Annotated in this window: 21 protein-coding genes and 2 pseudogenes; 6 read left to right on the top strand and 17 right to left on the bottom strand. The window is 58.9% G+C overall.

Features of this window, described 5'->3' with window-relative positions; all coding sequences use genetic code 11:
• Nucleotides 1-338 precede the first annotated feature (338 nt).
• Nucleotides 339-1190, top strand: a complete 852-nt coding sequence (locus SO140_RS22155; RefSeq protein WP_498543102.1) for a DMT family transporter — start codon at nucleotides 339-341, stop codon at nucleotides 1188-1190.
• Between the two features lie 159 nt (nucleotides 1191-1349).
• Here SO140_RS22155 and SO140_RS22150 read toward each other — a convergent pair whose 3' ends face one another.
• The 10 genes and pseudogenes from SO140_RS22150 to SO140_RS22105 form a co-directional block, all read right to left on the bottom strand.
• Complete coding sequence (locus SO140_RS22150) at nucleotides 1350-2960, bottom strand: porin (RefSeq protein ID WP_498543101.1); 1611 nt, start codon at nucleotides 2958-2960, stop codon at nucleotides 1350-1352.
• A gap of 436 nt (nucleotides 2961-3396) precedes the next feature.
• Nucleotides 3397-3930, bottom strand: a complete 534-nt coding sequence (locus SO140_RS22145) for a hypothetical protein (protein ID WP_498543100.1) — start codon at nucleotides 3928-3930, stop codon at nucleotides 3397-3399.
• Nucleotides 3927-4376: a CopG family transcriptional regulator gene (locus tag SO140_RS22140; RefSeq protein WP_498543099.1), complete on the bottom strand. Its 450-nt coding sequence runs from the start codon at nucleotides 4374-4376 to the stop codon at nucleotides 3927-3929. Before SO140_RS22140 ends, SO140_RS22145 begins: the two co-directional genes overlap by 4 nt.
• A gap of 10 nt (nucleotides 4377-4386) precedes the next feature.
• Entirely contained in the window at nucleotides 4387-6363 is a 1977-nt protein-coding gene (locus tag SO140_RS22135) for a conjugal transfer protein TraG (RefSeq protein WP_498543098.1), read from the bottom strand.
• Nucleotides 6364-6455: 92 nt separating this feature from the next.
• Nucleotides 6456-8183: a relaxase/mobilization nuclease domain-containing protein gene (locus tag SO140_RS22130; protein ID WP_498543097.1), complete on the bottom strand. Its 1728-nt coding sequence runs from the start codon at nucleotides 8181-8183 to the stop codon at nucleotides 6456-6458.
• 240 nt (nucleotides 8184-8423) lie between these two features.
• The gene (locus SO140_RS22125; protein ID WP_498543096.1) at nucleotides 8424-9017 is read right to left on the bottom strand and encodes a lytic transglycosylase domain-containing protein; all 594 of its coding nucleotides are present in this window, start codon (nucleotides 9015-9017) and stop codon (nucleotides 8424-8426) included.
• A gap of 317 nt (nucleotides 9018-9334) precedes the next feature.
• On the bottom strand, nucleotides 9335-9841 hold the full coding sequence (locus SO140_RS22120; protein ID WP_498543095.1) for a S26 family signal peptidase: 507 nt from the start codon (nucleotides 9839-9841) through the stop codon (nucleotides 9335-9337).
• The gene (locus tag SO140_RS22115; protein ID WP_498543094.1) at nucleotides 9841-10305 is read right to left on the bottom strand and encodes a DUF2840 domain-containing protein; all 465 of its coding nucleotides are present in this window, start codon (nucleotides 10303-10305) and stop codon (nucleotides 9841-9843) included. Before SO140_RS22115 ends, SO140_RS22120 begins: the two co-directional genes overlap by 1 nt.
• A 362-nt stretch (nucleotides 10306-10667) precedes the next feature.
• Nucleotides 10668-11534 (bottom strand): annotated as a pseudogene (locus SO140_RS22110) (replication initiator protein A); the annotation flags it as partial.
• Nucleotides 11535-11537: 3 nt separating this feature from the next.
• Nucleotides 11538-11816: a helix-turn-helix transcriptional regulator gene (locus SO140_RS22105; protein ID WP_449380348.1), complete on the bottom strand. Its 279-nt coding sequence runs from the start codon at nucleotides 11814-11816 to the stop codon at nucleotides 11538-11540.
• A 1172-nt stretch (nucleotides 11817-12988) separates the two neighbouring features.
• On the opposite strand from SO140_RS22105, the gene noeE reads away from it, so the two are divergent.
• On the top strand, nucleotides 12989-14161 hold the full coding sequence (gene noeE / locus SO140_RS22100) for a nodulation protein NoeE (RefSeq protein WP_498543093.1): 1173 nt from the start codon (nucleotides 12989-12991) through the stop codon (nucleotides 14159-14161).
• Nucleotides 14162-14694: 533 nt separating this feature from the next.
• On the opposite strand, the gene SO140_RS22095 is transcribed toward noeE, so the two are convergent.
• The 3 genes from SO140_RS22095 to SO140_RS22085 form a co-directional block, all read right to left on the bottom strand.
• Nucleotides 14695-15216, bottom strand: coding sequence for a DUF2285 domain-containing protein (locus SO140_RS22095; protein WP_498543160.1), 522 nt, complete (start codon nucleotides 15214-15216; stop codon nucleotides 14695-14697).
• Between the two features lie 58 nt (nucleotides 15217-15274).
• A complete protein-coding gene (locus SO140_RS22090; RefSeq protein ID WP_449380410.1) occupies nucleotides 15275-15406 on the bottom strand; it encodes a transcriptional regulator domain-containing protein in 132 nt (43 codons plus the stop codon).
• A gap of 218 nt (nucleotides 15407-15624) precedes the next feature.
• On the bottom strand, nucleotides 15625-15900 hold the full coding sequence (locus tag SO140_RS22085) for a DNA -binding domain-containing protein (protein ID WP_498543092.1): 276 nt from the start codon (nucleotides 15898-15900) through the stop codon (nucleotides 15625-15627).
• A 165-nt stretch (nucleotides 15901-16065) separates the two neighbouring features.
• On the opposite strand from SO140_RS22085, the gene SO140_RS22080 reads away from it, so the two are divergent.
• A complete protein-coding gene (locus tag SO140_RS22080; RefSeq protein WP_498543091.1) occupies nucleotides 16066-16320 on the top strand; it encodes a helix-turn-helix domain-containing protein in 255 nt (84 codons plus the stop codon).
• A gap of 102 nt (nucleotides 16321-16422) precedes the next feature.
• Here the strand turns inward: SO140_RS22080 and SO140_RS22075 are convergent, their stop codons facing one another.
• The 3 genes from SO140_RS22075 to SO140_RS22065 all read right to left on the bottom strand — a co-directional run bounded on the left by SO140_RS22075 (nucleotide 16423) and on the right by SO140_RS22065 (nucleotide 19697).
• Nucleotides 16423-16743: a DUF736 domain-containing protein gene (locus SO140_RS22075; RefSeq protein ID WP_498543090.1), complete on the bottom strand. Its 321-nt coding sequence runs from the start codon at nucleotides 16741-16743 to the stop codon at nucleotides 16423-16425.
• A gap of 877 nt (nucleotides 16744-17620) precedes the next feature.
• Nucleotides 17621-18613 carry a PDR/VanB family oxidoreductase gene (locus SO140_RS22070; RefSeq protein ID WP_498543089.1) on the bottom strand — a complete coding sequence of 331 codons (993 nt, stop codon included), beginning with the start codon at nucleotides 18611-18613 and terminating at the stop codon, nucleotides 17621-17623.
• A gap of 10 nt (nucleotides 18614-18623) precedes the next feature.
• Nucleotides 18624-19697, bottom strand: a complete 1074-nt coding sequence (locus SO140_RS22065; protein ID WP_498543088.1) for an aromatic ring-hydroxylating dioxygenase subunit alpha — start codon at nucleotides 19695-19697, stop codon at nucleotides 18624-18626.
• Between the two features lie 157 nt (nucleotides 19698-19854).
• Between SO140_RS22065 and SO140_RS22060 the strand changes: the two genes are divergently transcribed.
• From SO140_RS22060 to SO140_RS22050, 3 genes are all read left to right on the top strand, one after another.
• Nucleotides 19855-20109, top strand: a complete 255-nt coding sequence (locus SO140_RS22060) for a helix-turn-helix domain-containing protein (protein ID WP_498543087.1) — start codon at nucleotides 19855-19857, stop codon at nucleotides 20107-20109.
• A 15-nt stretch (nucleotides 20110-20124) separates the two neighbouring features.
• The gene (locus tag SO140_RS22055) at nucleotides 20125-20826 is read left to right on the top strand and encodes a LysR substrate-binding domain-containing protein (RefSeq protein WP_498543086.1); all 702 of its coding nucleotides are present in this window, start codon (nucleotides 20125-20127) and stop codon (nucleotides 20824-20826) included.
• Between the two features lie 1051 nt (nucleotides 20827-21877).
• A complete protein-coding gene (locus SO140_RS22050) occupies nucleotides 21878-24529 on the top strand; it encodes a PAS domain S-box protein (protein WP_498543085.1) in 2652 nt (883 codons plus the stop codon).
• A 147-nt stretch (nucleotides 24530-24676) separates the two neighbouring features.
• Here the strand turns inward: SO140_RS22050 and SO140_RS22045 are convergent.
• Nucleotides 24677-25000 (bottom strand): annotated as a pseudogene (locus SO140_RS22045) (Rieske 2Fe-2S domain-containing protein); the annotation flags it as partial.
• Between the last annotated feature and the right edge of the window lie 60 nt (nucleotides 25001-25060).

Genomic DNA, 25060 nt, shown 5'->3' with positions numbered 1-25060 from the left:
TGGATGGAAATAGCGAGCGCCGGAGAGCCGGTGCATCGCCGGTCAAATATCGATGAGGAAGGTATATTGCGCGGGCTCTGATCGTCGCCCAACGAACAGAGCACCCCTCGGGGCCGTTGACTGAACAGCCCAGCTTTCGCCACTAGTCAAATTGCTGTGGCCAGATCAATTAGATTTCGGATCAAAGGCCCTCCAATTCTTCTATACAAGTTGAGCCGCTGTCCTCTTTTTCCGATCGTTTCGACAACGAATTGTAACGCCTCGATGATCGACGTCGGCACTTATTGATCTTGCGAGATCGACTGGCGCGCGATCGCATCACTTCGAGGTATCCAAGAATGTCAGCTACAAAGAAGATTCTCGCGGAAGCAGGCTTGGTTTTGGCATGGAGCTCAGGTTTTATAGGTGCGAGAATGATTGGGCCCAACGAATCGATTTATTTAGTCCTATTTTGGCGGTTTGCTCTCGTCGCAATGATCTTGTCGCCATGGCTGGGCATGTCATTAGTTCTGGGGCTGCCGCTCCGTGAGGTTGCGAAGCAAGTCTGTATTGGCTTCTTAGCAATGTTTTGTTTCATCACCTTGGCAGTGAAAGCCGTCGCAACAGGTGTGCCTCCTGCGACGACCGCATTGATCGCCGCGTTGCAGCCGCTGGCAACCAGCGTTTTTGCGGGGCCGGTATTGGGCGAGAAGATTTCTATCAAACAGTGGTTGGGATCAATGATTGCTCTTGTAGGTGTAGCGTTGGCTACGGGAGGGACAGTGGACCATGCCCCACCTTGGGCCTATGGATTGGCCGTAGCCGCCACTCTATGCTTTGTATCGGCGACCCTTCTTTCAAAGCTGACTGCCACCTCGATGTCCATTTTTGCCTCTCTGGCGGTCCAAAGCGCGATCTCTGCGATTTGTACGCTTCCCTTGGCCATTCAAGACGGAGGGATCACACCTCACATGACAGCCCAATTTGTCGGCGTCGTTCTATGGTTCGTGTTTCTCACAACCGCAATGGGCTACGGTCTTTATTGGTTCTGCTTACGAGAAAGCGCCGCTAGCCACGTTGCAACCCTGATATACCTTACTCCGTCAGTTACCGCTGTCTGGGCATATATTATGTTCGATGAGCCGGTAACGATCAGAGCCGCTGTCGGATTTGTCGTATGCATCGTAGCGGTCTATAGCATTACGAATTAACCCCACCCGTCAATGAGACTTCCCTGTTCTTGCATCACGCCCCACACGCCTTTGGCGTAACTTGCAGCTGACGGAATCGATGCGATTCGGGCGGAGCTTGTAAAAAAAAACTCGGCGATTTAACGCCGAGTTGTTTCCGTATAGCGAACTGATAGAAGATCAGAACCTGCGCAAAACGCGCAAATCGAAGACGTAAGCGTCAGCCTTACGGAACTTGGCGTTGCCGGCGGCAACCGTATCAGCCGAGACATCGATGTGGCGATATTCGAAGTCCGGGATGATGAGCAATTCGGGACCGACCGGCGTCCACTTGATCTGGGCATTACTTTCGAAGCCCGTGAAGGCCAGGGCACCGGCGGTGTTCCGGTTGCTGAATGAATAGTAGGCTGACGACACGTCAAATTCTACCGTCGGCGCAATCTGTGCCTCAAGCACCGTACCAGCGGTCCACTCGCGGGCCTGCTGCAGAGCGCCGTTGGCGATCGCGGCATCAGCACCAAGATCGGCACTGGAGATGCCGGCGGTGCCACCTTGGTAACCCCAGCTGTAGGCGAGGTTGGTGGCGCCGATAGAGTACGCGCCCTGAAATGACACCCTGGAGCCTGCACCTAATGCCGGAACGTTGAAGCTGACGCCGGCCTGCCCCCCGTAGCCGTTCGCGGTATAGGGAGTGGCTACTGAACCATAGTCCTGATGGTAGCCGACGGAGAGCTGAGCCGCTCCCCACGATTGCGAGACCCTCACGTTGCCGATGAGATCCGGAAGATCCATAGAGCCGTAGACAAACGAGGCACCACTTCTGCGACCTATGGCACCTGAGGGGAGCATGTTCGACCTGTTGGTGCCCCCGGTGGTGGGATCTTCCGCGGCGATCGTAGCTGTGAGGCCGTTACCGAAATTGGCAGTATACGCTGCTTGGTTAACCTTGTAGTCGACGAAAGGCTCGAACACCCAGAAGATGTTGCTATAAAAGAAGGGCTTGCCATAAATGAGAGAATTGTAATTGAAGAAACTATAGTTGGTTTCGTCGCGACCGACCTTGAAGCCAGCCATCTCAACGAAGCCTCGATCAACGGCTATTGACGGAACACCGGACGTGGTCGCTGTTTGGCTGGCAGCCGTTGCATAATCAAACCGATAGTTGACAAATGAGTGCAGCAGCCCCCAATCAGTGGCTGTCCTGGCATCAAAGTTTATGGACGCCTCAAAGTTTTCAGAGTCTTTACGTGTCCCGCGATTACTCGTGCCGGGGAGAACTCCGTTCCGATAGGCGCCGATGTCCGAACCAGCAGTCGTGTTGCCGGTGCCTATGTCGTTACGAAGGTAGCCGCCGATGCTTAGGCAGGTGCGCGCCCCTGGAATGTAGAAGTAGCCGGGTCCGTACACATCGCAAATATTGACGTGGTCTACTGGGAGCTTTGGAATGGGCGCGTCACTGCTTCCAGCAGGGCGTCGCGCTCCCTCAGCGCGCGCTCTAGCCTCGGCTTCGTTTTGCGTTAGCTTGGGCGTGTTGGATGCAGCACGATCTTTGCCGGCTCCCGTTTGCTGGACAGCCTCAAGTGAGTGTACGCGAGCTTGCAGACGCTTCAGCTCTTGCTTTAGATCGTCCAGAGACTCGGCATGGAGCAGTGACGGTGACCACGAACATGCACAACCAACCAAGGCGCTGGTCGTAAGCCAGCGCGATGCGATCGACTTTCTCGATGGCCTACCTCGCGCAGAACTTGATTTATCACGGGCAGAAACTTGCTCGAATGATTTCTTCAGCACTGACGTCCCCAACAAAGCACGCAACAAGGCCCCCTATGTCTTTCATGTAGGAAAATAGATATCCGTAGATGTTTGTTTTAGTTCGCCACGCGTCGCACCCGGTTAGCCACCGAGGGACGCATTTCCATCAACCCAGCTACGCGTAACCCACTCGACGGCTGTCTTTGCAACCATTAACTCTCGCTCGGCGAACGACCGCGGATCTGAACTGATGCCGAAATCGGCGCCCGCTCATCAACGCCTGACGCGCCTGTGAACATCGACGAGCTTCTAGGCGCACATGACAAATTGTTTCGCTCATGAGCGATTGCCTTTCGAGTGATTGTGAACTCTTGGGCGCTCGGCCCGTCGTCGACGAAGCTTTTTGCAGTGGCCTGCAAACATTCCGTGACAGAACGACCGAGCTCATTCGACAACGCGAGGAGTTGTATAACCCTTAGCTCAGCGTGAATCGGCAAGGTTTCGGCAGCGGCGGCATGCCGCGAGATGATAACGGGCATGTAGCGCACGGTCTTGACCGTCTCTGCACATTGCGCTCGATACGGTCGAACTTATCGTGCATGGCGTAAAAGTGCTGCTGTGCCAGATCTTCAGCTGAAGAAGGCTTCAGAAAACCCTCTCGAGCGGCCTCCACGATGATGCTCTTGTCGCGCTGGACCGTCGGCTGCAGCAACCTCGGCCGCTCGCAAAGTGCTTGGTTGAGTCGATCGGTTACCTTCCGCGTCAGCGAAGTGTGGCCCTTGCGAGGCACTGAGAGATAGCGGGCGAGGCGGCTACTCTGCAGAAGAGTTCGCCGTGGAGCTGCATGTTTCCTCTTCTCCCATCCCAGGGTACGCCAATTGATGCCGCAGCGAACGAATTCGATGAGGTGATCGCGCATGACCAGAAAGATCAGCGAGAGCACCTCAACTGATTGATGATGGCGATCGCAGTCTGGCGTAGCGAAAGAACGAAATGGCGCGTCGATCAAGTGGCGCCGGCTTTGTCTTGTGACGGATCAAGGCTTCCAGCTTCATACGATTCGAGACTGACTTCCTTAAGAACGTTCGACCCGCTGGAGAGCCGCCGTCCGAGCGCTTCGACAAAGCGATCGTAGCGTTCAGAGCCCTTGGCACGCGCTGCAGGGCTCGACTGCTCCGGCAATGCCGGAGTTGCCGTTAACCAGAAGCGGATGAACAGGGCAATCGTTTCCAGCGTAACACCGTCATTGCGCTCAAGTCGCTCGAGCACACGGACGATCCGGTCGAGCCGCTTGGCTGTCGCTGCTTCCCGCCGCTCGGATTCATCGGGAGACAGAAAGGAGGCAATGGCAGCCTCCGCAACCAGCGACTTGGGTTTGTCCTGACGCTTTGCGAAGGTCTCGAGACTGCGAAGGATCTCTCGATCGAGGTAGATGCTGAGCTGGGCCTTCTTCATCTCGGCCCCCTCATAGGCCCATCTTATCGTCTGGGTCGAGGCTAACCGAACGTGCAAGCCCCTCCATCGAGCGATTCAGGACCGTCGTTTGCGCGGCATCAGCATCGCCGTCATCGAGCACGGCATCAAATTCATTGTCGGCGTGCGGCGCCGTGATCACGACCTCCCCCTGCTGCGGCAGTTCGGGCTCGCGGCGAATGCCGCCATTTCCATCGCGGACGTTACGCTTTAACGCAGCAAGCAGATCGATCGAGGGCGGAATCGACGTGCGCCCCGACCAATCGTCGGGCTGGGCGACCAAGCCGATTGGAACGTTGCGCGACGCGCCTAATATCCGGCTTTGGAACTGCGGATCTTCGTAGTAGCGGACCTTGCGTGCGCGCACCGGGTGCACGCCGGAAACCATCACAATGGCCTCGCCGGGCGAGAGCTGCATGACTTCCCCGGGTGTGAGCAGAGGACGCGATGTCTCCTGCCGGCTGACCATGAGGTGCCCGAGCCATGGCGAGAGCCGATGCCCGGCATAGTTCTTCATCGCGCGCATTTCGGTTGCGGTTCCGAGCGCGTCCGAAACGCGCTTGGCCGTGCGCTCGTCGTTGGTCGAGAAGGCAACGCGGATATGGCAATTATCGAGGATCGCGTGGTTCGCCCCATAGGCGCGCTCGAGCTGGTTCAGGCTTTGGGTGATGAGAAAGCTGCGGATGCCATAGCCTGCCATGAAAGCGAGCTGGCTCTCGAAGAAATCGAGCCGGCCGAGTGCTGCGAACTCATCAAGCATCAGGAGCAGCTTCTGCCGCTGTCGGTCGGTTTCGAGGCTCTCGGTCAACCGCCGACCGATCTGGTTGAGCACGAGCCGCATCAGGGGCTTTGTCCGGGCGATGTCGGACGGTGGCACCACAAGGTAAAGCGAGATCGGTCGGGGTCCGTCGACAAGATCGCGAATGCGCCAGTCGCTCCGCCCCGTGACCTTAGCAACCACGGGGTCGCGGTAGAGCCCCAGAAAGCTCATCGTGGTCGACAAAACGCCGGAACGTTCATTTTCACTCTTGTTGAGGAGCTCCCGTGCCGCCGAAGCCACGACCGGATGAACACGCTCTCCCAGATGGGGCGTCGCCAACATTGCGTTCAGCGTCGTCTCGATCGGGCGCAAGGGGTCCGACAGGAAGTTGGCAACGCCGGCAAGCGTCTTGTCTGGTTCCGCATAGAGGACGTGGAGAATTGCCCCGACCAGCAGAGAGTGGCTGGTCTTCTCCCAGTGATTGCGACGCTCGAGCGCGCCTTCGGGATCGACGAGAATATCGGCGATGTTCTGGGCGTCGCGGACCTCGCAGTCGCCTCGGCGAATCTCGAGGAGAGGATTGTAAGCTGCGCTCGCGGGATTGGTTGGATCAAATAGCAGCACAGGCCCAAAGCGAGCACGCCATCCGGAGGTCAGCTGGAAGTTTTCGCCCTTGATATCGTGGACAATCGTGGAGTTCGGCCAGGTCAGCAGTGTCGGAATGACAAGGCCGACGCCTTTGCCGGAACGTGTAGGAGCAAAGCACAAGACGTGCTCGGGTCCATCGTGCCGGAGGTAGCGGCCATCAAAGCGGCCGAGCACGACGCCATCTAGCCCCAGCAGCCCCGCACGGCGAACCTCCCGCGCATCCGCCCAACGGGATGACCCATATGTCGTCACATGCTGAGCTTCCTTTGCCCGCCACACTGAAAGGAAGATGGCGACGCCGACCGATGCGATCCCGCCGCTTGCGGCGATGCACGCTCCCTTGACGAAGATGACAGGCGCGTAGGCGTCGAACTCGAACCACCAAATGAAGAAGGCAGCCGGTTGGTAGATAGGCCAGCCCGCGATCGTGAACCAGGCAGGCCCGAGCTGCGGCTGGAAGGCCAGACGCCAGGCCGTCCATTCGGTGGCCGCCCAGAGGAAAGCGAGCACGACTATTGAGACAAAGAGCAGTTGACCCCAAAGAATCTTCGTCGCGGGCATGGCCAGAATTGATGCGCACCGCGAGGGCACCATTCAACGTTAGTCCATTCGAGGTCGCGGTATCGCGCAGCATGGCGAAGAGATCGGCGGATTCAGAGCGAAAGGTCGCGCTTGCGCCCAAAACTCCAGTCGACCCCTCCGGGACCGGCGATACCGCTGACCTGTTTGCCGAGCTCACGCTCCAGCGACGGTGTCCAGGGCACGAGCTGGAAGCCTAACCCGTTGTCGATCATGGCGAAGCGACCAGAGGCGAGCGATATCCTTTGGCGGTAAACCCCGGAAATGGTCTCTCCCGCCTCAGCGGGCAAATGCGCCAGCCCAGTTTCGGAGGCCAAGCGCCGGCCCAAATTATCGACCTCACGGTTGCGTAGAGTGCCAATCAGATTGCGGCCCAATGTGACTTTGTCGTCATCTCGGCGAGCAAGCCCCTGCTCTACCAGCGCATCGATCCGGCGATCGAGCGCGGACCGAACCTCGGCGCCGAATCCGCCACGCGCGAGATCGACGGGCTCACGAGCGACCAGGCGCCGATCGAGCCAGGTCGCCCCTTCCGAAGCCACCTGCTGGTCGAGATTAAGATCTGAGCGGACGGCAAGCGCGACCCGCTGCCGGCCCCTCGTGTCCTCGAAGCGACGCAATTCGACAATACCGCCAACCGGCCCGTCACCGGCCGCATCGATGTCGGAGAGCCTGAGGTGATGCACACGCCCGTCAATCCCATCGACAACGGCGAATGCCGATCCCTTAAGCTCATCATCGAGCCCGCGGGCGATAAGGCGTCCGATGACGGGTTCGCCATGACGTTCCCCCTCAAGCGCCCAGGAGGATGGCGCACGAGAGGCGCCATCCTTTGCGAGTGTCTTGTGTAACCGCTTGATGATATCGCCGCGTTCCCCAAGCGCACGCAAGCGCAGCTCCGTATCAGGGGCGAGAACCCAGCGCGCCGGACCGGCGGGCTCGGCGAGCCCGAGCCGCTCGAGCGTCCGCATCCGGCCAATCCGGATCTCGCGCAACGGGTCGGACCCGCCGCCGCTCTCCGGCCGCAGATCAATCACCCCGTCCGTACGTCCCGCTTCCCGGGCAAGCGCGCGGTCGAGCCGGGTCCAGCGCTCGGCCCCAACCTCTGCCTCAAGGCCGCGCCGAACCTCAAGCTCGGATCGGAGACCAAGCTCGCGGGTGACGAGATCACCCGCGCGGGCCCGCAGGCCTTTGCTGATATAATCGCGGCTGATCACAAGGTCGGAACCGTCGTCGGCCTGGCCCCGCACCAGGATGTGAATGTGGGGGTGCTCAGTGTTCCAATGGTCGATGGCGACCCAGTCAAGCCGTGTACCGAGATCGCGTGCGGCCTGGTCCATCAACTCGCGCGTAAAGCTCCGTAAACTTGCGAGTTCGCCGGCGTCATCTGGCGAGACGATGAAGCGGAAATGATGCCGATCGTTCTCACAGCGCTCAGCAAAAGCTCGGCCATCTGCGCCATCTCCGGCAGCATCGAATAGCTCGCCACGCGATCCGTCACGGGTGACGCCGTCACGCCGCAAGTAACCGATATGAGCCCGCAGGCTGCCTGGCGAGCGCATCCGCCGCACGACACGCGCCTTGACCATGGCACTGCGGCCGCGATCTTGCAGGAGCCGGTTGGCCCTAAGGGTCGCAGCGCGCCCACGCCCGAACCTGCCGCCACGACTGCCGGCACGACGTGAAAGACCCCCAGCCTTCTGCGCGGCTTGCAAGGCTTGCGCCAGGAAGGGCTTTGCTCGCGGCCAGCGTGTCGAACCGATTCGGCCTGGGCGAATGCGGAAATCATCGTTGCGCGTCATCTTGGCCCCCCAATGTGTGGAAAGCCGAGCCAAAACAGCGTCGTGGCGAAAATGACAAGTTGTGCCGGATCTTCGCAAGGTTTGGAGCATATCTGAATTCACTAGCAATTCTCCCCCAACCGACCGGCCGCACCTTGCGGCTTTTATCCTGCCATCCGCGGTCGAACATTCCCTGCTCCTTCCCCAGCACTCTCCAACGCGCGACAAACTTCGACAACACGCGACGAAATGCGATTGCGATCATCGGGACACCGCTTCGGTTGATCGCGGCACAAAGAGCCCGGTCGCACCAGGTACGAAGACAGGCCTTCGTATGTACGCCGGGTCGTTCGGAGTGCTCATCGAATGCGGAGCTGATGTCGATCCGGCATTAGCCGACGAGCTGTCCGAGCGGTCATAGAATAATGCTGCCTGCTGCCACGGAAGAATGCGTCGGATGGCCAAAGCCGCATGCTCGTTCTGCCCAATGCCGATCAATCCTACGAGCCTGGCGACGTAAACCTGGGTTTCCTGGGGTAGTGGTCGCCCTGTCGCCAGATGCGCCTCATAACGCTTTGGGCCCGCATTGTAAGCTGCGAGAAATCCTTGCCGTCCAAACCGGTCGAGCATCTCGCGAAGGTAGGCCGTCCCTCCGAGAATGTTGCCGCGGGGGTCAAAGGGGTCGACACCGAGGTTGTAGCGAATACTTAGGCCGACCCAAGTCTGGGGCATGATTTGCATCAGGCCCAATGCTCCCCGGGACGATACGGCGTCTACGTTTCCGCTACTCTCGACCTGCACGACGGCACGGATCCAGTGCTCCGGGATCGCAAATCGGTGGGAGGCTTCGGCCATGAAGGCTGTATATGAATTGACATGCAGGGAGCTGAGCGAATGCAAACTAAGCGGCGGGATTGCGGTCTCAGCCCAGCCTTCCGACGGGAATTCGAGGACCAGCAGAGCTCCCAAAACCCAAACCGCCATTACGGAGATTGAAACGCAGGCGCTTGCGCTCGCGAAACTGATGGGTAGCGAGTTGGGCCGCTGGGTGCGAGGCCATCGCCGACGAGCATAGCGCACGATCTTCTTAAAAGGTCGGGCCGAGAAGGAGCAAGGGCGCGGCGATCCATCAACCAACGAGACTGCATATCCACGGTGCGGGCCGAACAAGATCAGTCTCCCTTTGTCCATACCGGCAGAGCTTGTCCGATGACGACGGATGCCGGAATCGGGCCGAAATAGCGTCCATCGAACGATTCCGCCGACTGCCAGTTCATGAGAAAGATCTCATCTGACGCTAAGAGGCGGCATCCGAACCAAACCGGCAGCGGCCGGCCACGTACATCGCGATCCCGCGCCAGTCCCATCTCGATGCCGTCGACGGAAACGACGAGGCCATTTCTGCAGACGGTTTGCCCCGGCAACGCAATGACGCGCTTGAGCATGGGAACGCCGATCGGCAGATAGCCGTTCAAGTCCATGAAGGTGGCAAGCGGCTCGGGCGGGCGAACCGCCACGAGCTCAGTCACAGTCAATCGTCGCGATGGCTGCAGACGATAAAGGCCGATCGGAACACTTTCTGAAGCATTCCAGATGTACGATGGAGCTGCATCTCTGTCCGAGCACAACGCGAGAGCTGCCGATCCGCAGATCGCAAATATAATCGTCAGCCGCCCCATCAGAGTCCCCGTCTTCGACGGCGCAGCCAAGCCTGGTGGCGCGCTCGGGTGTAGGTTCGCGGCGCTTCGTTGACAGAGAGGCGGTTGTGAACGTGATGCCAATAGTCTGGCGCAGCATCTGCAGGATTGATCTCAAGTGCCTCAACCGCATCGATCAATTGCAGTGCTTGCTCGACTTTTGTCCATCCTGACAATCGGAGCAGACTTTCTCCGCCGGGGTATACCCAAGGGACAGTTGAATATCGCTGCCGTGGCGCCGCGGCGCGCAGAATGTCGATACGCGACAGAACGGTTCCAAAATCGTTGGACGTCCAGCGCACGAACGCGAAAATGCTACCGACCGCGAATGAAAGAACCCGGCGGTGTTGGTCAATGATCTTTTCCGATACGGGCCGGCCGAACCGAATTCGGTTCTCGATCCGCCTTTTGACCCACAAGAGTTCGACAGTTGTGACATCGCTCATTTGACGGCTCCTTTGTTCGGAGACGTCTCTGGTTCGCGCCAACAGACGCGTATCCGCTGGCCCGCGGCTGCAATAACATTGGCTGCCGCCAAGTGGTTATAGCGAAGCGCAACTAGGCGCGGTCGCGAAACCCTCGCGGCGGCCACCTTGCTGGTTGCAGACGAAAGCGTCTGATGTGGTAGGAGGAATCGGAAGGATTCAGGATTAGCAGAGCTAGTGGAGCGGGCAGCCACCACGCAGCGGAGCGTTACCGGCACTTTCCATCTCCGATAGCGGCAAGGCCCGGTCCCCGAAGGCACCAGAGTTCTTGTCCCTGATAACGCGATGCAGCTCTCAGGCCTTGCCTCTGCTCCGAGATGCGCCTGCCTTCGCAGCTGTTTTGCAATGGGACGGACCTGAAGTGGCGCGAAGTTCGATCGGTTCACAGCGTCAGTGTCGTCCGTAATGACAAGCCGATATTGGGGTAGGGTTTGACGACGGACGATCTGGCGCGGGTCGTAAGCAAGGTGATCGGGGGGGAATAGGCTATTCGGCTTGGCGTGGAGATGAACGAAATCAACGCGCCAGCCGCCCGTTTGACCGCCATCATGTTTGCGTTTGAGGCGATAGAGGCATCGTTCAAATCCGCCAGTCAGATCGAACGGGGAACGGGCGATGATCAATACGGGGGCCTCATTGCGAACACCCGTGGAGAACCGATCCCGCCCGATCAGATCGATTCCGCAGGCATGACCGTGCATATCTACCGTCTCCTTCCATTCGTTGATCCCAGAGAAGCGATGGCGTCGGCGCTCGGTTGGCTGGCGCATCGACGTCACGAGGGTTGTTGATTGCAGCCGGTCGTGTGCAGCCTTGCGGCGTTCGTAGACGCGCACGCCGGTAGCCCAACCTATGAAGGTTGGGATCTCGTATGGGGTAGCGGCCAACAGCGGGGGCGTTGTCGCGCCGGCATCCCGAGTGTTGCCAAGCTGCGAACCGGCCCAGATCAAAACATCCGCACTCCAAATCGGAGCCATGCCACGTTCCGACATAGCCTCCGCACGAAACGTGATTGTTCCAGCGCGGAAGTTGATCGGTAAAACCCGTATCGACGTTGACGGCAAAAAGAACGGATATGCCGTCAAGTCTTGCGCATCGCATGGTGAGAGGTCGCCAGGCAATGAGCGCAACAGATCGAGTTGACCGCGCTCGGAGTGACGCCCATGGGCAGCGGATATGCAGTCTGACATGGGTCAGCGCCGCTCCTTGCCTGCATACGGAATCGGCGTTTGCCGTTTTGCAGGCAAGACCGTGCCTATGCCGGGATCGCTGGTTGATTTCTTGGCTCCACGGTCCGCCCAGGCTTTGAGGTCCTCCAGCGCATAAACAACGCGGCCGCCAAGCTTGCGATAGGTCGGCCCTGTGCCATAGGTGCGATGCTTTTCCAGAGTTCGGCCGGACAGGCCGAGAAAGCGTGCCGCTTCAGGGGTGCGCAATAATCGCGGCGGCAAGCCGGCGGTCGGATCGGGCATTTGAGCAGCTCCCGTGCTCGTCTGGAGGATGCGCGCGTTTGATCGCGCGCCGACGAGCATCATGGGGGAGTAGAAGTGCTTAAGGGGATGCCGAAGATGCAGTCATGATTTTCGGCACCCCGGCTCCGTTCCTGACAGCCGACAGGCAGAGCACTGTCCGTCAGCCACGCACATCAGTTGACAAACGTTGCGCAAAGCGATGGTCCGCCGCTGCATCGTTGGCGCGTCTAGAGGCGCGCTCCCGGACCGTCCGAGGCCGACTAACATTTGGACGGATGAAAATGAAATGGAGGTTCTGAGACGACCCTCACTTGCGTGCCGCAGAAGCCGCACCGAGAGGCAGTTTGCTTGAATAAGGGGCACCGAATCGGCAGCCTTGTCTCTTTCAGACAGAGAGGCTGAGCCGAGTGGATCTATCTATCGCCTGAATGGTTCGATCAAAACCATTGATTTTGCCAATCTACGAATGGCCGATAATAAAGGTCAGTCGGAGAACTCAGATATCGGAATCATCTTCGCCCCAGCTCTGAGACGAATTCTAAGGTCTGCGACGCGTATCGGCTGAGGCGAACCCATGACGACCGTCATCTTCGGCGGACGCGTGAGCGGCATCGTGCCTGCTCGAAGCGAAGGACTTCCTCTGGGTCGCTAAGCGCATATTTCTATAAACCACAGTATGCTTTTCCGAGGCTCCCCACGTTGATATGGATAAACACCGCGCGACTGAACGAAACTTGCGCAGCTGCAGCTTCGCAAGGATTGGTCGCCACCGATTGGGTCCGGGCTGCAGTCTGGTCAAATGGATCGATTTCATGGCAGCCAGATTGCCAAATATGAATAGTCCAGTCATCGAGATCCGATGCGAATGGGATCCATACATGATGCAAATCTGCCCGCCCCCTTAAATCACCGGCATTTTATGTACGCCCCAATCGGATCTGCCGCGCTTGGGTCGTCCGCCGCCTAACCGTGAACGGGCATGCAGCGCAAAAGCCAAGCGCGACTATAATTTCGTCGGACTTTGTCGCGGCAAGTCGAGATCCTTACGGACACGTCATGTGAGGATCGCAATGGTTGAAGCCTACCTGAAGCTGCATTGCTGGTGATGTTTCTCATCGGCCGGAAAAAGGGTTCAGGACGGACGGTGGGTCTGTCCAAGTATAGGATGTTGAATGATGAACCAGGATGTAAACCATTCGCCTGCGGTGTGCTTTCTTCTAGGTCTTCCCCGCTCGGGGACGACGCTGCTGGCGCATCTGCTTCAGCGCCACCCAGATATTTTGGCTCCGCCTGAGCCGTGGCTCATGTTGGCACTTGAGGCCTTCGGTAAAGTTGACCATCGTCACCCAGCCGGCGCATCCCTGGTTCAGATCGCAACCTCGGAGTTCTTGGGACGAATAGATCGAACGATCGTCACTCGCGCGTTCGCCGATGCAGCCTATGGCCGGTATTTGGCAGTTGCGGGCAAGCGCACCCTCATAGACAAGACTCCGCGCTATTGGACGGTGCTCGATTTTTTGGATTCCCTCTATCCGGAAGCGCCGCGACTGGTGCTCATGCGTAACCCCTACGCCATTGCCGCATCACTGAAAACGACGTGGGGCGTTCCCCTCCTGTCGGCAAGTTATCCGCCTGCGATCGCTTCCTGTGTTGCCGATATCGTCTTGGGCCAACCGACGCCTGCGATCGCATCTTCTCTCGCCGATCTCGTTCTGGGTTTACCTGCGCTTGCAGCGTACCGCAGTCGGCCTCAAACGCAGGTGGTGCAATACGAGGTCCTTGTGGCGCGCCCCGATGAGGAAATCCGGCGCGTGCTTGCTGGCCTGGGTTACACCCCAACGGACGTGGCATCGGCACCGATGGAGCAAATGGACTATCTCCGGTCCAGCACTTTCGGGGATCGCAAGATCCTGGAGAAAAAGGCTATCGATGACCGTTCAGTGCAGGCTTGGCAAACCGACCTGAGCATCGAAGAGATGCAGGTCGTGACCGATCTCGTTGGGACGGAGCTTTTGATAGAGCTCGGTTATGAGCAGGACCTTCGGTTCGCCGAACGGGCCGGCGTCGTTGATAAGGGTCCGGAAGTAACCCAAGGCTATCGCCAGTTATTTCGAGCCTGCTGGGATTTTCTCGAGGGCAAGACAGAAGGATCATTTGACATCCCCGCTGACGGCGCCGTATGCGGTAACGGTTCGCAAGAAGAGAACTCGACGTTGGCTTTCGGTCCCTCGATATTTCGGCAAGCGCAACGTCTGGCCGCCTCCAAGAAAGAGGAGACCTTACAGGTCGCAAATTCAATCGCGGCCCAGTTGAACGAAGCGCTCACGGCTTCGAGGGCCGATTGAGATGCGCCGCCAGAAGGCCGTTCGTGATGGCGTGCCGGCATGATGATGTTGCGCGCCGAGATCGTAAGGCTTGGGCAGACCTCATCATTTCAGAGGCCAATCGCAGCACGGCCTCAGCTGTCATGCGCAAGCAGCGCGAAAGTGGAGAACTATAAATTGCGGCATTTGAGGCGCGGATGGCCAAAATATCCGCCACAGGTCCGAACGATTGCTCGCTTGCTTTCTTCAAAATGTCCCGATCCCGTGGCGCACACGCCAAATACACGCCGCTCTTCTACAATTGAGCTCGCTGAATTCAGGGAGCGACAGTGCCATCGTGTGTCCGAAGGCTTGACCTCGGCCGCCCGACCCAATCCAGATCGGCCGTGTGGCATCAGAGTAGACGTTCGCTTACCCCAAGCTAGATGAACCCCTTCGAGACGTCGCGACAGGTAGCCGACGTCCCTGCAGCTCTCTCGAGACTTAAACTCGCAATCCACGAAGGCGCTCAGAGCGTACGTTCTAAGGTTGGGAATCGACTTTCAGTATCGGTTTTATTCCTTGCGAGAGGGTGGACGAAGGAATGCGCGATAGCCGCCGCGCATCAGCGCCAAGCCGGCCTGAACCAAGCGGATAACTCGGCTGCGCAGGTCGTGGGTTTTCCAGGTGCGCTCGGAGACCCGTCTTGCACCAAACAACACCTCGGCAACGGCACGGTATGTGGCGCCGTCCATGCGCCCATCGAATGCGCGCAGCGCCAGCGTTAAGCGCTTACGTCGTTGGGCTGATAGGTGATGAAACGGAGGTCCTGGCGGGCGACCGTTGATCGCAAGCAAGAACCGATATGCGGCGTGGGCACGGATGTTAAACTCGGCGTCAGGCGGCAGTTCGAATGCATAAGAGGCACCGAACTGCGGGGCCTGTTTCAGCCATAGATGATGTTTGGTTCCGTGAATGCGCAATACAACATGCCAACCGTCCGCTGCCCGTCTGATGCGACGCGATGCAGGATCGGCAAGTGCAAGGCCAGCGGCAAGGATATTCGAGCCGGAAGCGCTCCGAACGATCGGCAGCACCGCCGGCAAGGCCTCCGGCGCCCAGAAGATGGTCTGCTCGTGAAAGGACCCCTGGGGGTCATGAGCGAAAGCAGAGGCCCCATCTCCTCCGAAATTCGGGAGTCACCCGCCCGTGTTTCGAAAACATGTCCCGATAGTCAGCTTGATACTTGGGATTGCGGCGGAGGATTTCCCAAGCGAAATCCGACATCTCGCCGTCTTTGACACTCTGATACGATTCCGGTGAGCGCCAGTCGAATTTAGACACTGCTGTGATCTCCCGCCAAAGCAAAATTGCGGCGCAGTGTCTATAAATCCCAGGGTTGTCATGGAAGTCTCTATTTGTGCATCACGTGATGCAGATAGTCGATCACGCCATCAGCGAGAGAAATTCCTTCTCCGCAGCGCGATCCCAGCGACTTTTTTTTGCTATTTGGGAGCGCCGGCGCGAAGCAAATCGCGGTAGCCGCGGTCAGCCATCCATTTCGCGCGCGCCAAATGGCTGTCGAATGCATTGCGAGCGCGCCCTGGCTCGCGATCCGGATCAATGTGCAACACGATCCGGGCGACTTCGCTCCAATCGGCGCCATCGGCCTCGGCATCGAGCAGCCGCCAATATGTCACCAGATGCTGCTCGTCATAGGATGTCAGCGCCGCATCTGTGGGCGCCAAGTCCGCGACATCGGGGTTAAGCGGCGTTTGCATGAGAATCCCGCAAAGTATGAGAACAAACGTGTCGGTGGCGACTCGACGCGCGGGGCTTGTTCGCTGTAGGTCGCACTTTAGCTCTATTCCCTGGCTCGGTCCCAACCTGAGAATACATACTATAGGAGTTAAACCTCCTAGTATGTAAAGACGCAACTTGCGCAGATGGACATGCGCAAGTTGGTGGGCCGAAATTTCTTAAAGGAGCGGAAGCGGAAAGGCTTCACGCAGGAGAAATTCGCCGAGGCCTCCGGCTTCACTCAACAATACATCAGCAAGTTGGAGCGTGGTCAGCGCAATCCGACTGTGGTGACGCTGTTCGAGCTCGCAAGCACGCTAGGCGTCAGCCACGTCGATCTTGTCTTGCCTGACGAGGAGTTTAGCAAACCGCGTGCCAAGTCAGCAAAGCGAAATCCATGATGCGATCGACGTCGATCGATCCGGTCCCGTTGGCGGCTTTTTTCTCGGCGTCAAAAAGCGCCCCGCCCGACTGGATCGGGCGGGGCGTACTCGGCGCGAGGATTACTCGCCGGTCTTGCGCGGCCGCGACCAGAGGAGGGTGTAGCCTTCGCTGGCTTCGTCCTCGAACAGGTTCGCGTAGATCGGTGCGTTGAACGAGGGGTCATCGAGCTTGAGCGAGAGGTAGTCGCGACCTTCCTCGGAGCGCTTGGACCAGGCCGCCCCGATCTCCGCCCGGCCCACATAGACACGGTGGCTGGGAGCGTTGTCGTTTGAGCGGTTGGTCTCGGCGACGATGCGGACGCCCCTCGCCTGCAAGCTCAGCGTGACGATCTCGCCCTGGAAATCCGAGCCGACCTTCTTGAAAGAACCGATGCTAGCCATGTGACTTCTCCTTGAGTTATTTCGAGCCCCGCGACCACCGCGGCCTCGATGGCGATCTGACGGCCGAAGACGATCGTCGACGCACCCGCTTTTCTGCGGGCCGGAGCGTTAAGCGGAGGACCCCGGCGGGGAGACTTTCTTGTCTCGCGAGGAATGGGCGTAGCCCAGGGGAAGAAAGTCTCAACCGACGGCGTTGCGGCTCAGACGATCGAGGCGCAGCCGGTCTTCGGCCAGATCAAGCCAACGAGGCGAGGTGCGTCCGAGCGCCGAACACAGACTTAAACGGGAAAGACGTGGCAGAGCTCGCTTCGCCGCACAAGAAGGCGACCGGTTTCGAAGTAGAGAAGGAAAGAGCCTGCGGGAAAAGGCGACATTGCCGTTGGGCAACAACCACAGCCGACAGCTATCGTCGAACGCTCATGAATGGCCGAACGACGCCGGCCCGGTATGACCTAGCGCTGCAAGGCTGCCGCATTTTCGAAGAGCAGACTCGATGAAGCGCTTTTCCGCCCTTGAGAAACAGAGTAGGCACCCGTGAGCGATGAGCAAAGAACTATTGCTCGCGTATCAAGGCCATCAGAACCGGTCGATGCAGATTTGCCCGCCTCGCTCGTTCACTCAAATTGCGGCGGGCCGTACCTCGTTCGGCGTGAGGACGCGACCGACCGGCTGATCGTCATTCAATCGCGATCGGTCTTGCCGATCTGGTGCCGCGCTCGCGGGTTAGCGTCGAAGCGGGAAGGGTAAGGTCGCGATTTCTCATTGGGATGTCCACGCTCAATAAGGACAGTTATGCGAAAAGGCATGTCGCGGAGTATCTCGGGCCGCGGAGCGTGGTGGAGCGAAGCTTACCTCGGTCTTATGCGACCGTGAAGCTCTACACCACCGGCACGTCCTGCGGCGTTCGATCAGGTGTATCGATGGTTAGAAAGCCGCTCGCCGCGCGCGACACGCAGGTGCAGATTTTGCTGTTCATCGCTCGCTCTTCACTGCTGAAAAACACGTCGCGATGATCGACCTCAGCCGACGCCTCCAGGATCGGCAGCACGCAAAGACCGCATTCTCCGCGCCGGCAACCGAAGATCATGCCGACGCCGGCATCTTCAAGCGCCTCCAGCATGGAGCGATGGGCAGGGACGTCAATTTCCAGGCCCAATCGGGGAACCCTGATCTTGAACGGGGCGTCCGCGAAGCCGCCGGTATTGCCGAACGTCTCGTAGCGGAGGTGCGCCGCGGGCCTGCCCGATTGGCTCCAAAGCTGTTTGGCCGCCTCCAACATGCCGAACGGGCCACACACATAGAGCTCACCACGCGCGTCTAGTTGGGCGATCTCGCCGCCGATGTCGATCCGCTGTCCCTCTTCACTGACGAAGAGCTGAAGGCGTTCCCCGATGTAAGTGGCAATCTCGTCCGCAAACGCGAGGTCTCGACGGCTCCGTGCGGCATAGAGCAGGCGGAAGTTCGCTCCGGCTTGCTTCAGCGCCAGCGCCATCGTGTAGATCGGCGTGATGCCGATCCCACCGGCCAGCAGCAGGTAGTGCGGCCGGCCGTAGCTCAGTTCGAAGCTGTTTCGCGGCTCGAAAATCGTGAGCCGTTCGCCCGCCTGGAGGCGCCACATGCCGACCGACCCGCCCCGGCCGGAAGCGACCCGCTTGACGGCGATGCGATAGAGCCCGTCCCCGCCAGGTCCCACCAACGAATAGCTACGAAGCTGGGGCCGCCCGTCGATCGACACGAGAACGTCGATGTGACTGCCAGGCGTTACTTTAGCTGACGGGTAGTCCGGCTCGATCTCGAAGAGACGGACGTCAGGAGTAAGATCACGCGTGGCGCGAAGACGCGCACCAATCGGTTCCATCGGCTTGGCCATGACTTTTCGCTCACTCGGCCGCAAGGTTTGCGACCACGCGGTCCTGCTCGTCGGCCACCATCTGGTCGATCAGCCGCCGTGCCCAGAGTGCACCCGCATCGATGTTGAGATCGTAGAAGGGCGAACGCGGGTTCTTGTCGATGGCCGCCTGTTGCGCTTCCAAGATCCTGTGATCCTGATCGTAAACGCCTGCCCCGCCGTTGACATGGGCGAGCTGGAGCTCTCTCGTCAGTTGCGGATTATCTTTTCGATAATTTCGGACGAAGTTCCAGAAATAGTGGCAGGTCGTCTCAGTTTCGGGCGTGATCGCCGCCAAGAACGCTCCGCTGACGCCCTGCGAGCGATCGCCTTGGGGCGCGCCCGTATTTGTCAGCGCCACACCGACGTCGCCAACGACGACCGACGGAGCCTGGAACGTCACGATCTGCCAGCGATCGACGCGGCCTGGCCGTGCAAGCTGACGGCCCCAGAACGGGGGCGGCTCGATGTCGATCATCCAGCGCGTCATCGTCGCCGTGTTGTCCGTGTGGGTCACATCGAAGGGCGCAGCCGTGATCGCCTCGTCCCCGATGCTGCCGGCGTGCACATAGGTCTCGTGCGTGAGGTCCATGAGGTTGTCGACCACCAGGCGATAGTCGCATTTCAGCTGATAGAACGTGCCGCCGTCGCCGACCCATTCTGTGCCGTCGTTCCAATGAAAATCTGGAATTTTGGCGGGGTCCGCCAGCGCTGGATCGCCGGGCCACAGCCAGACGAGGCGATGCCGCTCAGCGACCGGAAAGGCACGCACGCAAGCCGACGGATTGATCGTCTTCTGTGCAGGCATGTAGGAGCAGCGGCCGGCCGAATTGAAGACCAGCCCGTGATAGCCGCACATAACGTCATCGCCCTTGAGATGTCCCAGCGACAACGGCAGCAGCCGGTGCCAACACGCATCCTCCAGCGCCGCGATGGCGCCGTCCGTACGGCGATAGAGCACGATGTTCTTGCCGCAGATGGTGCGGGCGGAAAGCTCGCGGGCGATCTCGTGGGACCATGCAGCCGCGTACCAGGCATTGAGCGGAAAGGGTTTTGGTGCGTTCACGGTGCAGCTATCTCCATGATTTAGTCGATGGTCGCGGGCTTGCCGTCTTAACTCCCATTTCGAGCAGATTGCGTTGGCAATAGCTATCGGACAATCGGACAGAGTTGATATCCCTTATCTACTCTTTCGATATCGCGGCTTGGGCCACGTGAGGAGGATGTTTAAGGAGATGGCAAAGGATTGGGATCCACTCGCGATTGATTTTGCCGCGATCCGTACTTCGCGACTGGTGTCGGAACTGGGCTCATTTTCGAAGGCCGCCGAAGTGCTCGGTACGAACCAATCGATGATTAGCTATACGATGGACCGGCTGCGCGGCGTTCCACGACAAGCTGTTCGTGCGCCAGCGCGGCGGTATCGCGCCAACGCCCCGCTGCGTCGAGATCGTCGAGTGTGCCAGCCGCCTGCTTGAGGGCTTTGAGGCCTCATGCAGCCGACGGATTCCGATCCCGCAAGCGCGTCCGGGCAGATCACGATTGCCTGCAACTATTACGAACGCTCGATCATTCTGCCGCGCACCATCGCCGACATCAGACGCCGGGCGCCGCACCTGCTGCCGGAAATCAAGACGGCGCGCGCGAAGGGGATCGCGTATCTCAAACGCGGCGAAGCCGATCTTCTCCTCGGCCCCTATGAGGTGCAGGACGAGAGCTTCTATCATCGCCATCTGCTGGATGACCACTATGTGCGTTATGCACCGCGGCCATCCGCTCGCGGCAGGAGGCTGCGCGTCGACGACTATGTCAAGGCGAGCCATGCCGTCGTCACCTATGGAGGCACCTGGCGCTCAGGCTACCTCAGAGAGCTCGATGAACGCGGTCTGTCGCTGAACCAGGTGGTCACGGTGCCGAGCATCTCCGATCTAACCCACATTCTCCCCGGCACGGACCTGATCTCGATGGTGCCAAGCCGCATCGCTTCGAACATCGCCAAATCGATCGTAGCGACGTCATGTCCTTTCCCCGAACCGTTTCAAGTCGGCATGACCTGGACGTCCCGGACGCATCATTCCGCCGCCCACCGGTGGCTGCGGCAACTCATGGCCCGAATTGCCGGCACTCTGCCGTACAAGAGCGCTCTCGCCACGCCGTCTGGGCGCAGCCGCGGCAGTGCCAATGCCAGAGTTTGAATCTCCGGGCCGTCGGCATGCGAGTGTCTCCTTTCCGGCTGGATTTCGCACCAAGCCGCGCAAAACGCCCTCGCCAGGGCCAAAGGCGCCGAACCTGCACGAGCCTGGAAAGGAGTGGCAGGGACGGGAGAACCTGCCTCGCCGTCATCATTCAATTGACCACGAGCGAGAAAGTCGTCCTCGCTGCTATTCTAAATTCTCGCCATCAATGTGGAATTCGGCTAGAAGGCCGACGTGTAGCTGTACTCCGGCTCGGAATCGCGTGTCGATAATCGGAACGGCCCAGATAGTTCGCCACTGTCATCGAGTAGAACGCTGGGTCAATGCCTATTTCTTCTCAAGATGCTCAACCGAGCGACGGCGAAGGTTTCTGTCACCGTAGTGTGTAGTGCCGTGCGGCGCCGGTGACTCCATGAAGTACGGCATGCATCTCCGAAGCCGAGGCGCCTTTCGTGGTTGCGGCGCCGCAGTCATACTCTTATCGACGCGGCTGGCGCTCGCTGCCGGCGCAGTGGAAGCCATCGTGCAAGCGGTACGACAGAGACCTCTTATCGTGCTTCGATAACGCTGCTGCATCGCTAAAGACGGCGGGCGTTTCTAGTGAGCCGAAACAGCGAATACCAAGAAAATCGTTACGAACTTCGGTCCGATCGATTTCAAGATAATCGATCCGCATGCACCGCAAACCGCTGCCAGCCCCTTCCGAAGATCATGCCGTTCAACGCCTGCATACCCACGCCCGGCATCCAGCACGAGCACCAACTTCGGAGTGAGCGATGAAATTGTGATTGACCGGGCAGCAACCCAAGGCTGCGGCACGCTACTCAAGGAGGATGGCTGAGCATGAGACGAAGGTAACTTCCTATGTGAGCGTCCGATATCTAATGTTTAAAAGAAATATACGAAGGTTTGTAATGCGACTTTTTCGACCGTGCTTATTTAAGGGGCGGACGTAGAAAGCGCTCAGGAGCGCCTGTCCGGCTCGAATAAATTGCTGTATTTTTTGTCTGATCACTAATCTCTCCGCCAGAAGGGCCGGACGGCTACAAGCATGTTTAACCAGCTCACCACGTTGGAACGTTCAGGCACGCAGTTTATCGTCGGTAGCATTACGCTAGGGGCGGTGACGCTAGCTTCCTTGTATATTCACAGCCCTTTCGCAGCCACGGCGTTCGCCTATCTGGTGGTGATCTTGCTGTTTTCGCTGAGGGGCAGCTTCATCGCATCATTGGTCCTTTCCATCGTCTCCGTCGCTAGTTTAGCCTACGTTTTTACGCCGCCCACGTTGAGTTTTCGGATCGATAATCCCCAGGACCTTTTGGTGGTTGTGGCTTTTCTCACTGCGTCAATTGTCGGAACGCACCTGATAGGAAAAGTTCGTCGCAAAAGGGAAGTTGCGCGTGAGGCCGCAGCCAAGCTACCGCACAGTGCGGCCGATCTGCATAACCGCGAGAAACTGTGGCGCGCAATCTTTGAGCATAACCCGGCCATGTACTTCATGGTCGATGAAGCGGGGACGGTCCTGAACGTCAATACTTTCGGCGCGACTCAACTCGGCTATACGCCTGCCGAACTAGTCGGCCTATCCGTGCTGAAGGTCTTTCCGGAAGACGATCGTGAGGTCGTTCGCAAATGCATCGGGAGTTGTCTTGCAGATATCGGCCAATCGCGCACCTGGGACATCCGGAAAGTCAGAAAGGACGGCTCGGTGCTGTGGGTACGTGAAAACGCCAAAGCCATGCTGTGGGCCGAAGACAAGCTCATCGTCCTCATTGCCTGCGAAGATATCACTGAGCAAAAGCGGACAGAACTTGCGCTGCAGCGAAGCGAAGCCCATTTGGCACAGGCGCAGGAATTAAGTCACACCGGCAGCTTCGGCTGGAACGCCGCCGGCGAGGTCTTTTGGTCGAAGGAGACTTTCCGGCTTTTCGAATACGATCCAGACGTCAAACCGACACCGCAACACGTCCTTGACCGCACCCACCCAGAGGATAAGGCTTCCGTCCAGGAGACGTTGGATCGAGCATCGCGAGGCGAGGACTTCGAGCACCAATACCGACTGCTGATGCCCGACGGATCAATAAAGCACATTCACGCACTAGCACGGGCCACGAGGACAGCATCTGGCGATGTCGAGTTTGTCGGGGCGGCGATCGACATCACAGCAGCGAAGCAGACGGAAGGGCGACTGCGCCGTAGCGAGGCCTATCTCGCCGACGCGCAGCAGCTCAGTCGCACAGGCACTTGGTCCTGGGACTGCCACCGACGCTGTTTTGCTTATCGCTCCGTCGAAGTCAGTCGTTTGTTTGGCTTTGATCCGGAAGAGCCCGTGACGCTTGAGGCCATCCGTTCCCGTATTCATCCAGATGATTTGCCGCTGCAGCAGGAAGTGCAACATCGGGCTCTTGAACAGAAATCAGGGAACTTCGAATATGATTTTCGGATCTGTCTTCCCGATGGCGCGATACGGCACATACATGCTATTGCGCACGCCGTGTTGGGAAGCGATGGCTCGACCGTCGAGCTCATCGGAACGCATATGGATATCACTGAGCAACACGCAGCCAGGGAAAGGTTAGAAAACACCCTTGCTGCGCTACGTGAGAGCGAGCAACGTTTCCGTGACTACGCGGAAACTGCTTCCGATTGGCTATGGGAGACCGGGCCAGACCACCGGCTCACCTTATCGGAGCACACCAGCGCTACGGGCCTCTTGGCCACAGGGGCCATTGGCCTGCCTCGCTGGGAAATTGCCTGCGACGTTGAAGAAGAACCGGAGAAGTGGCGGCAGCATCAGGCGACACTCAGCGCACATCTCCCATTTCGCGATCTGATCTATCGCACCATCAGCGCGACTGGGACGGCAATTTACTTCCAGACCAGCGGCAAGCCTTTTTTTGATGAAAGTGGCAACTTTCGCGGCTACCGTGGCGTCGCCACCGACATCACGACAAAAATTCGCGCAGATCAGGCAGAACAAGAGCTGCGGAAGGCACAGGCAGATCTTGCGCATGTTACGCGCGTGACCACGCTGGGGGAACTAACAGCCTCAATCGCCCACGAGGTAAACCAGCCGCTTGCGGCCATTATCAGCAACGCCGATGCGTGCCTCGGCTGGATAGGCCGCGAAACTCCGGATGTTGCCGGCGCGCGCCGATCAGTAGAGTGGATCATCGACGATGCGATGCGGGCAAGTGAGGTCATCCGCAGGGTCCGCACGCTTGCGAAGAAAGGTGATATCGAGAGGGTAGCGCTCGACATCAATGAGGTCGTGAACGAGGTCATCGCGCTGGTGACACGTGAGCTGGTTAATCACCAAGTGACCCTGCGAACTGAGCTGGCGCCAACACTTCCCACGATCCTCGGTGACCGGGTTCAGCTGCAACAGGTGATCATCAATCTGGTGATGAACGGAATCGAGGCGATGCAAGCAGTTGACGACCGTACGCGCGAACTGGTGGTTCAATCATCAAAGGACAATAACGGCCGCGTGCAGCTCTCTGTGAGTGATTGCGGGGTCGGAATCGCTGAGGATGATAGGGTCCGCATCTTAGATCCGTTTTTCACCACCAAATCAACTGGTCTTGGAATGGGTCTGTCGATCTGTCGTTCGATCATAGAAGCTCATGGAGGCCGCCTATCGATCGTCCGCAAGCAAGAGCCGGGCGCGACCTTTCGATTTGCCTTGCCGGTCGCGCCCTGATTGGGAGCTTTGAGTATCGGCGCGATCGCAAAAAGCTGATGGCCCGACAGGTTTATATCTTTATGCTTCAAGCGAACGCATCGATGCATCGAAGCGAATCTTTTGCAGTGGAAGGTTCAGATGCCGTCCAATTCGGATCGGCCCATAATGCCGCTCAGAGACCGGATAGGCACGCACGCAGGCTGACGGGTTGATCGTCTTCTGCGCGGGCATGTAGGAGCAGCGGCCGGCCGAATTGAAGACCAGCCCGTGATAGCCGCCCATGACGTCATCGCCCTTGAGATGTCCGAGCGACAACGGCAGCAGCCGGTGCCAACACGCATCCTCCAGCGCCGCGATGGCGCCGTCCGTGCGGCGATAGAGCACGATGTTCTTGCCGCAGATGGTGCGGGCGGACAGCTCGCGGGCGATCTCGTGGGACCATGCAGCCGCGTGCCAGGCATTGAGCGGAAAGGGTTTTGGTGCGTTCACGGTGCAGCTATCTCCATGATTTAGTCGATGGTCGCGGGCTTGCCGTCTTAACTCCCATTT

The organism is Bradyrhizobium sp. UFLA05-108, from assembly GCF_059803455.1.
This window is presented reverse-complemented; position numbering and strand designations above follow the sequence as displayed.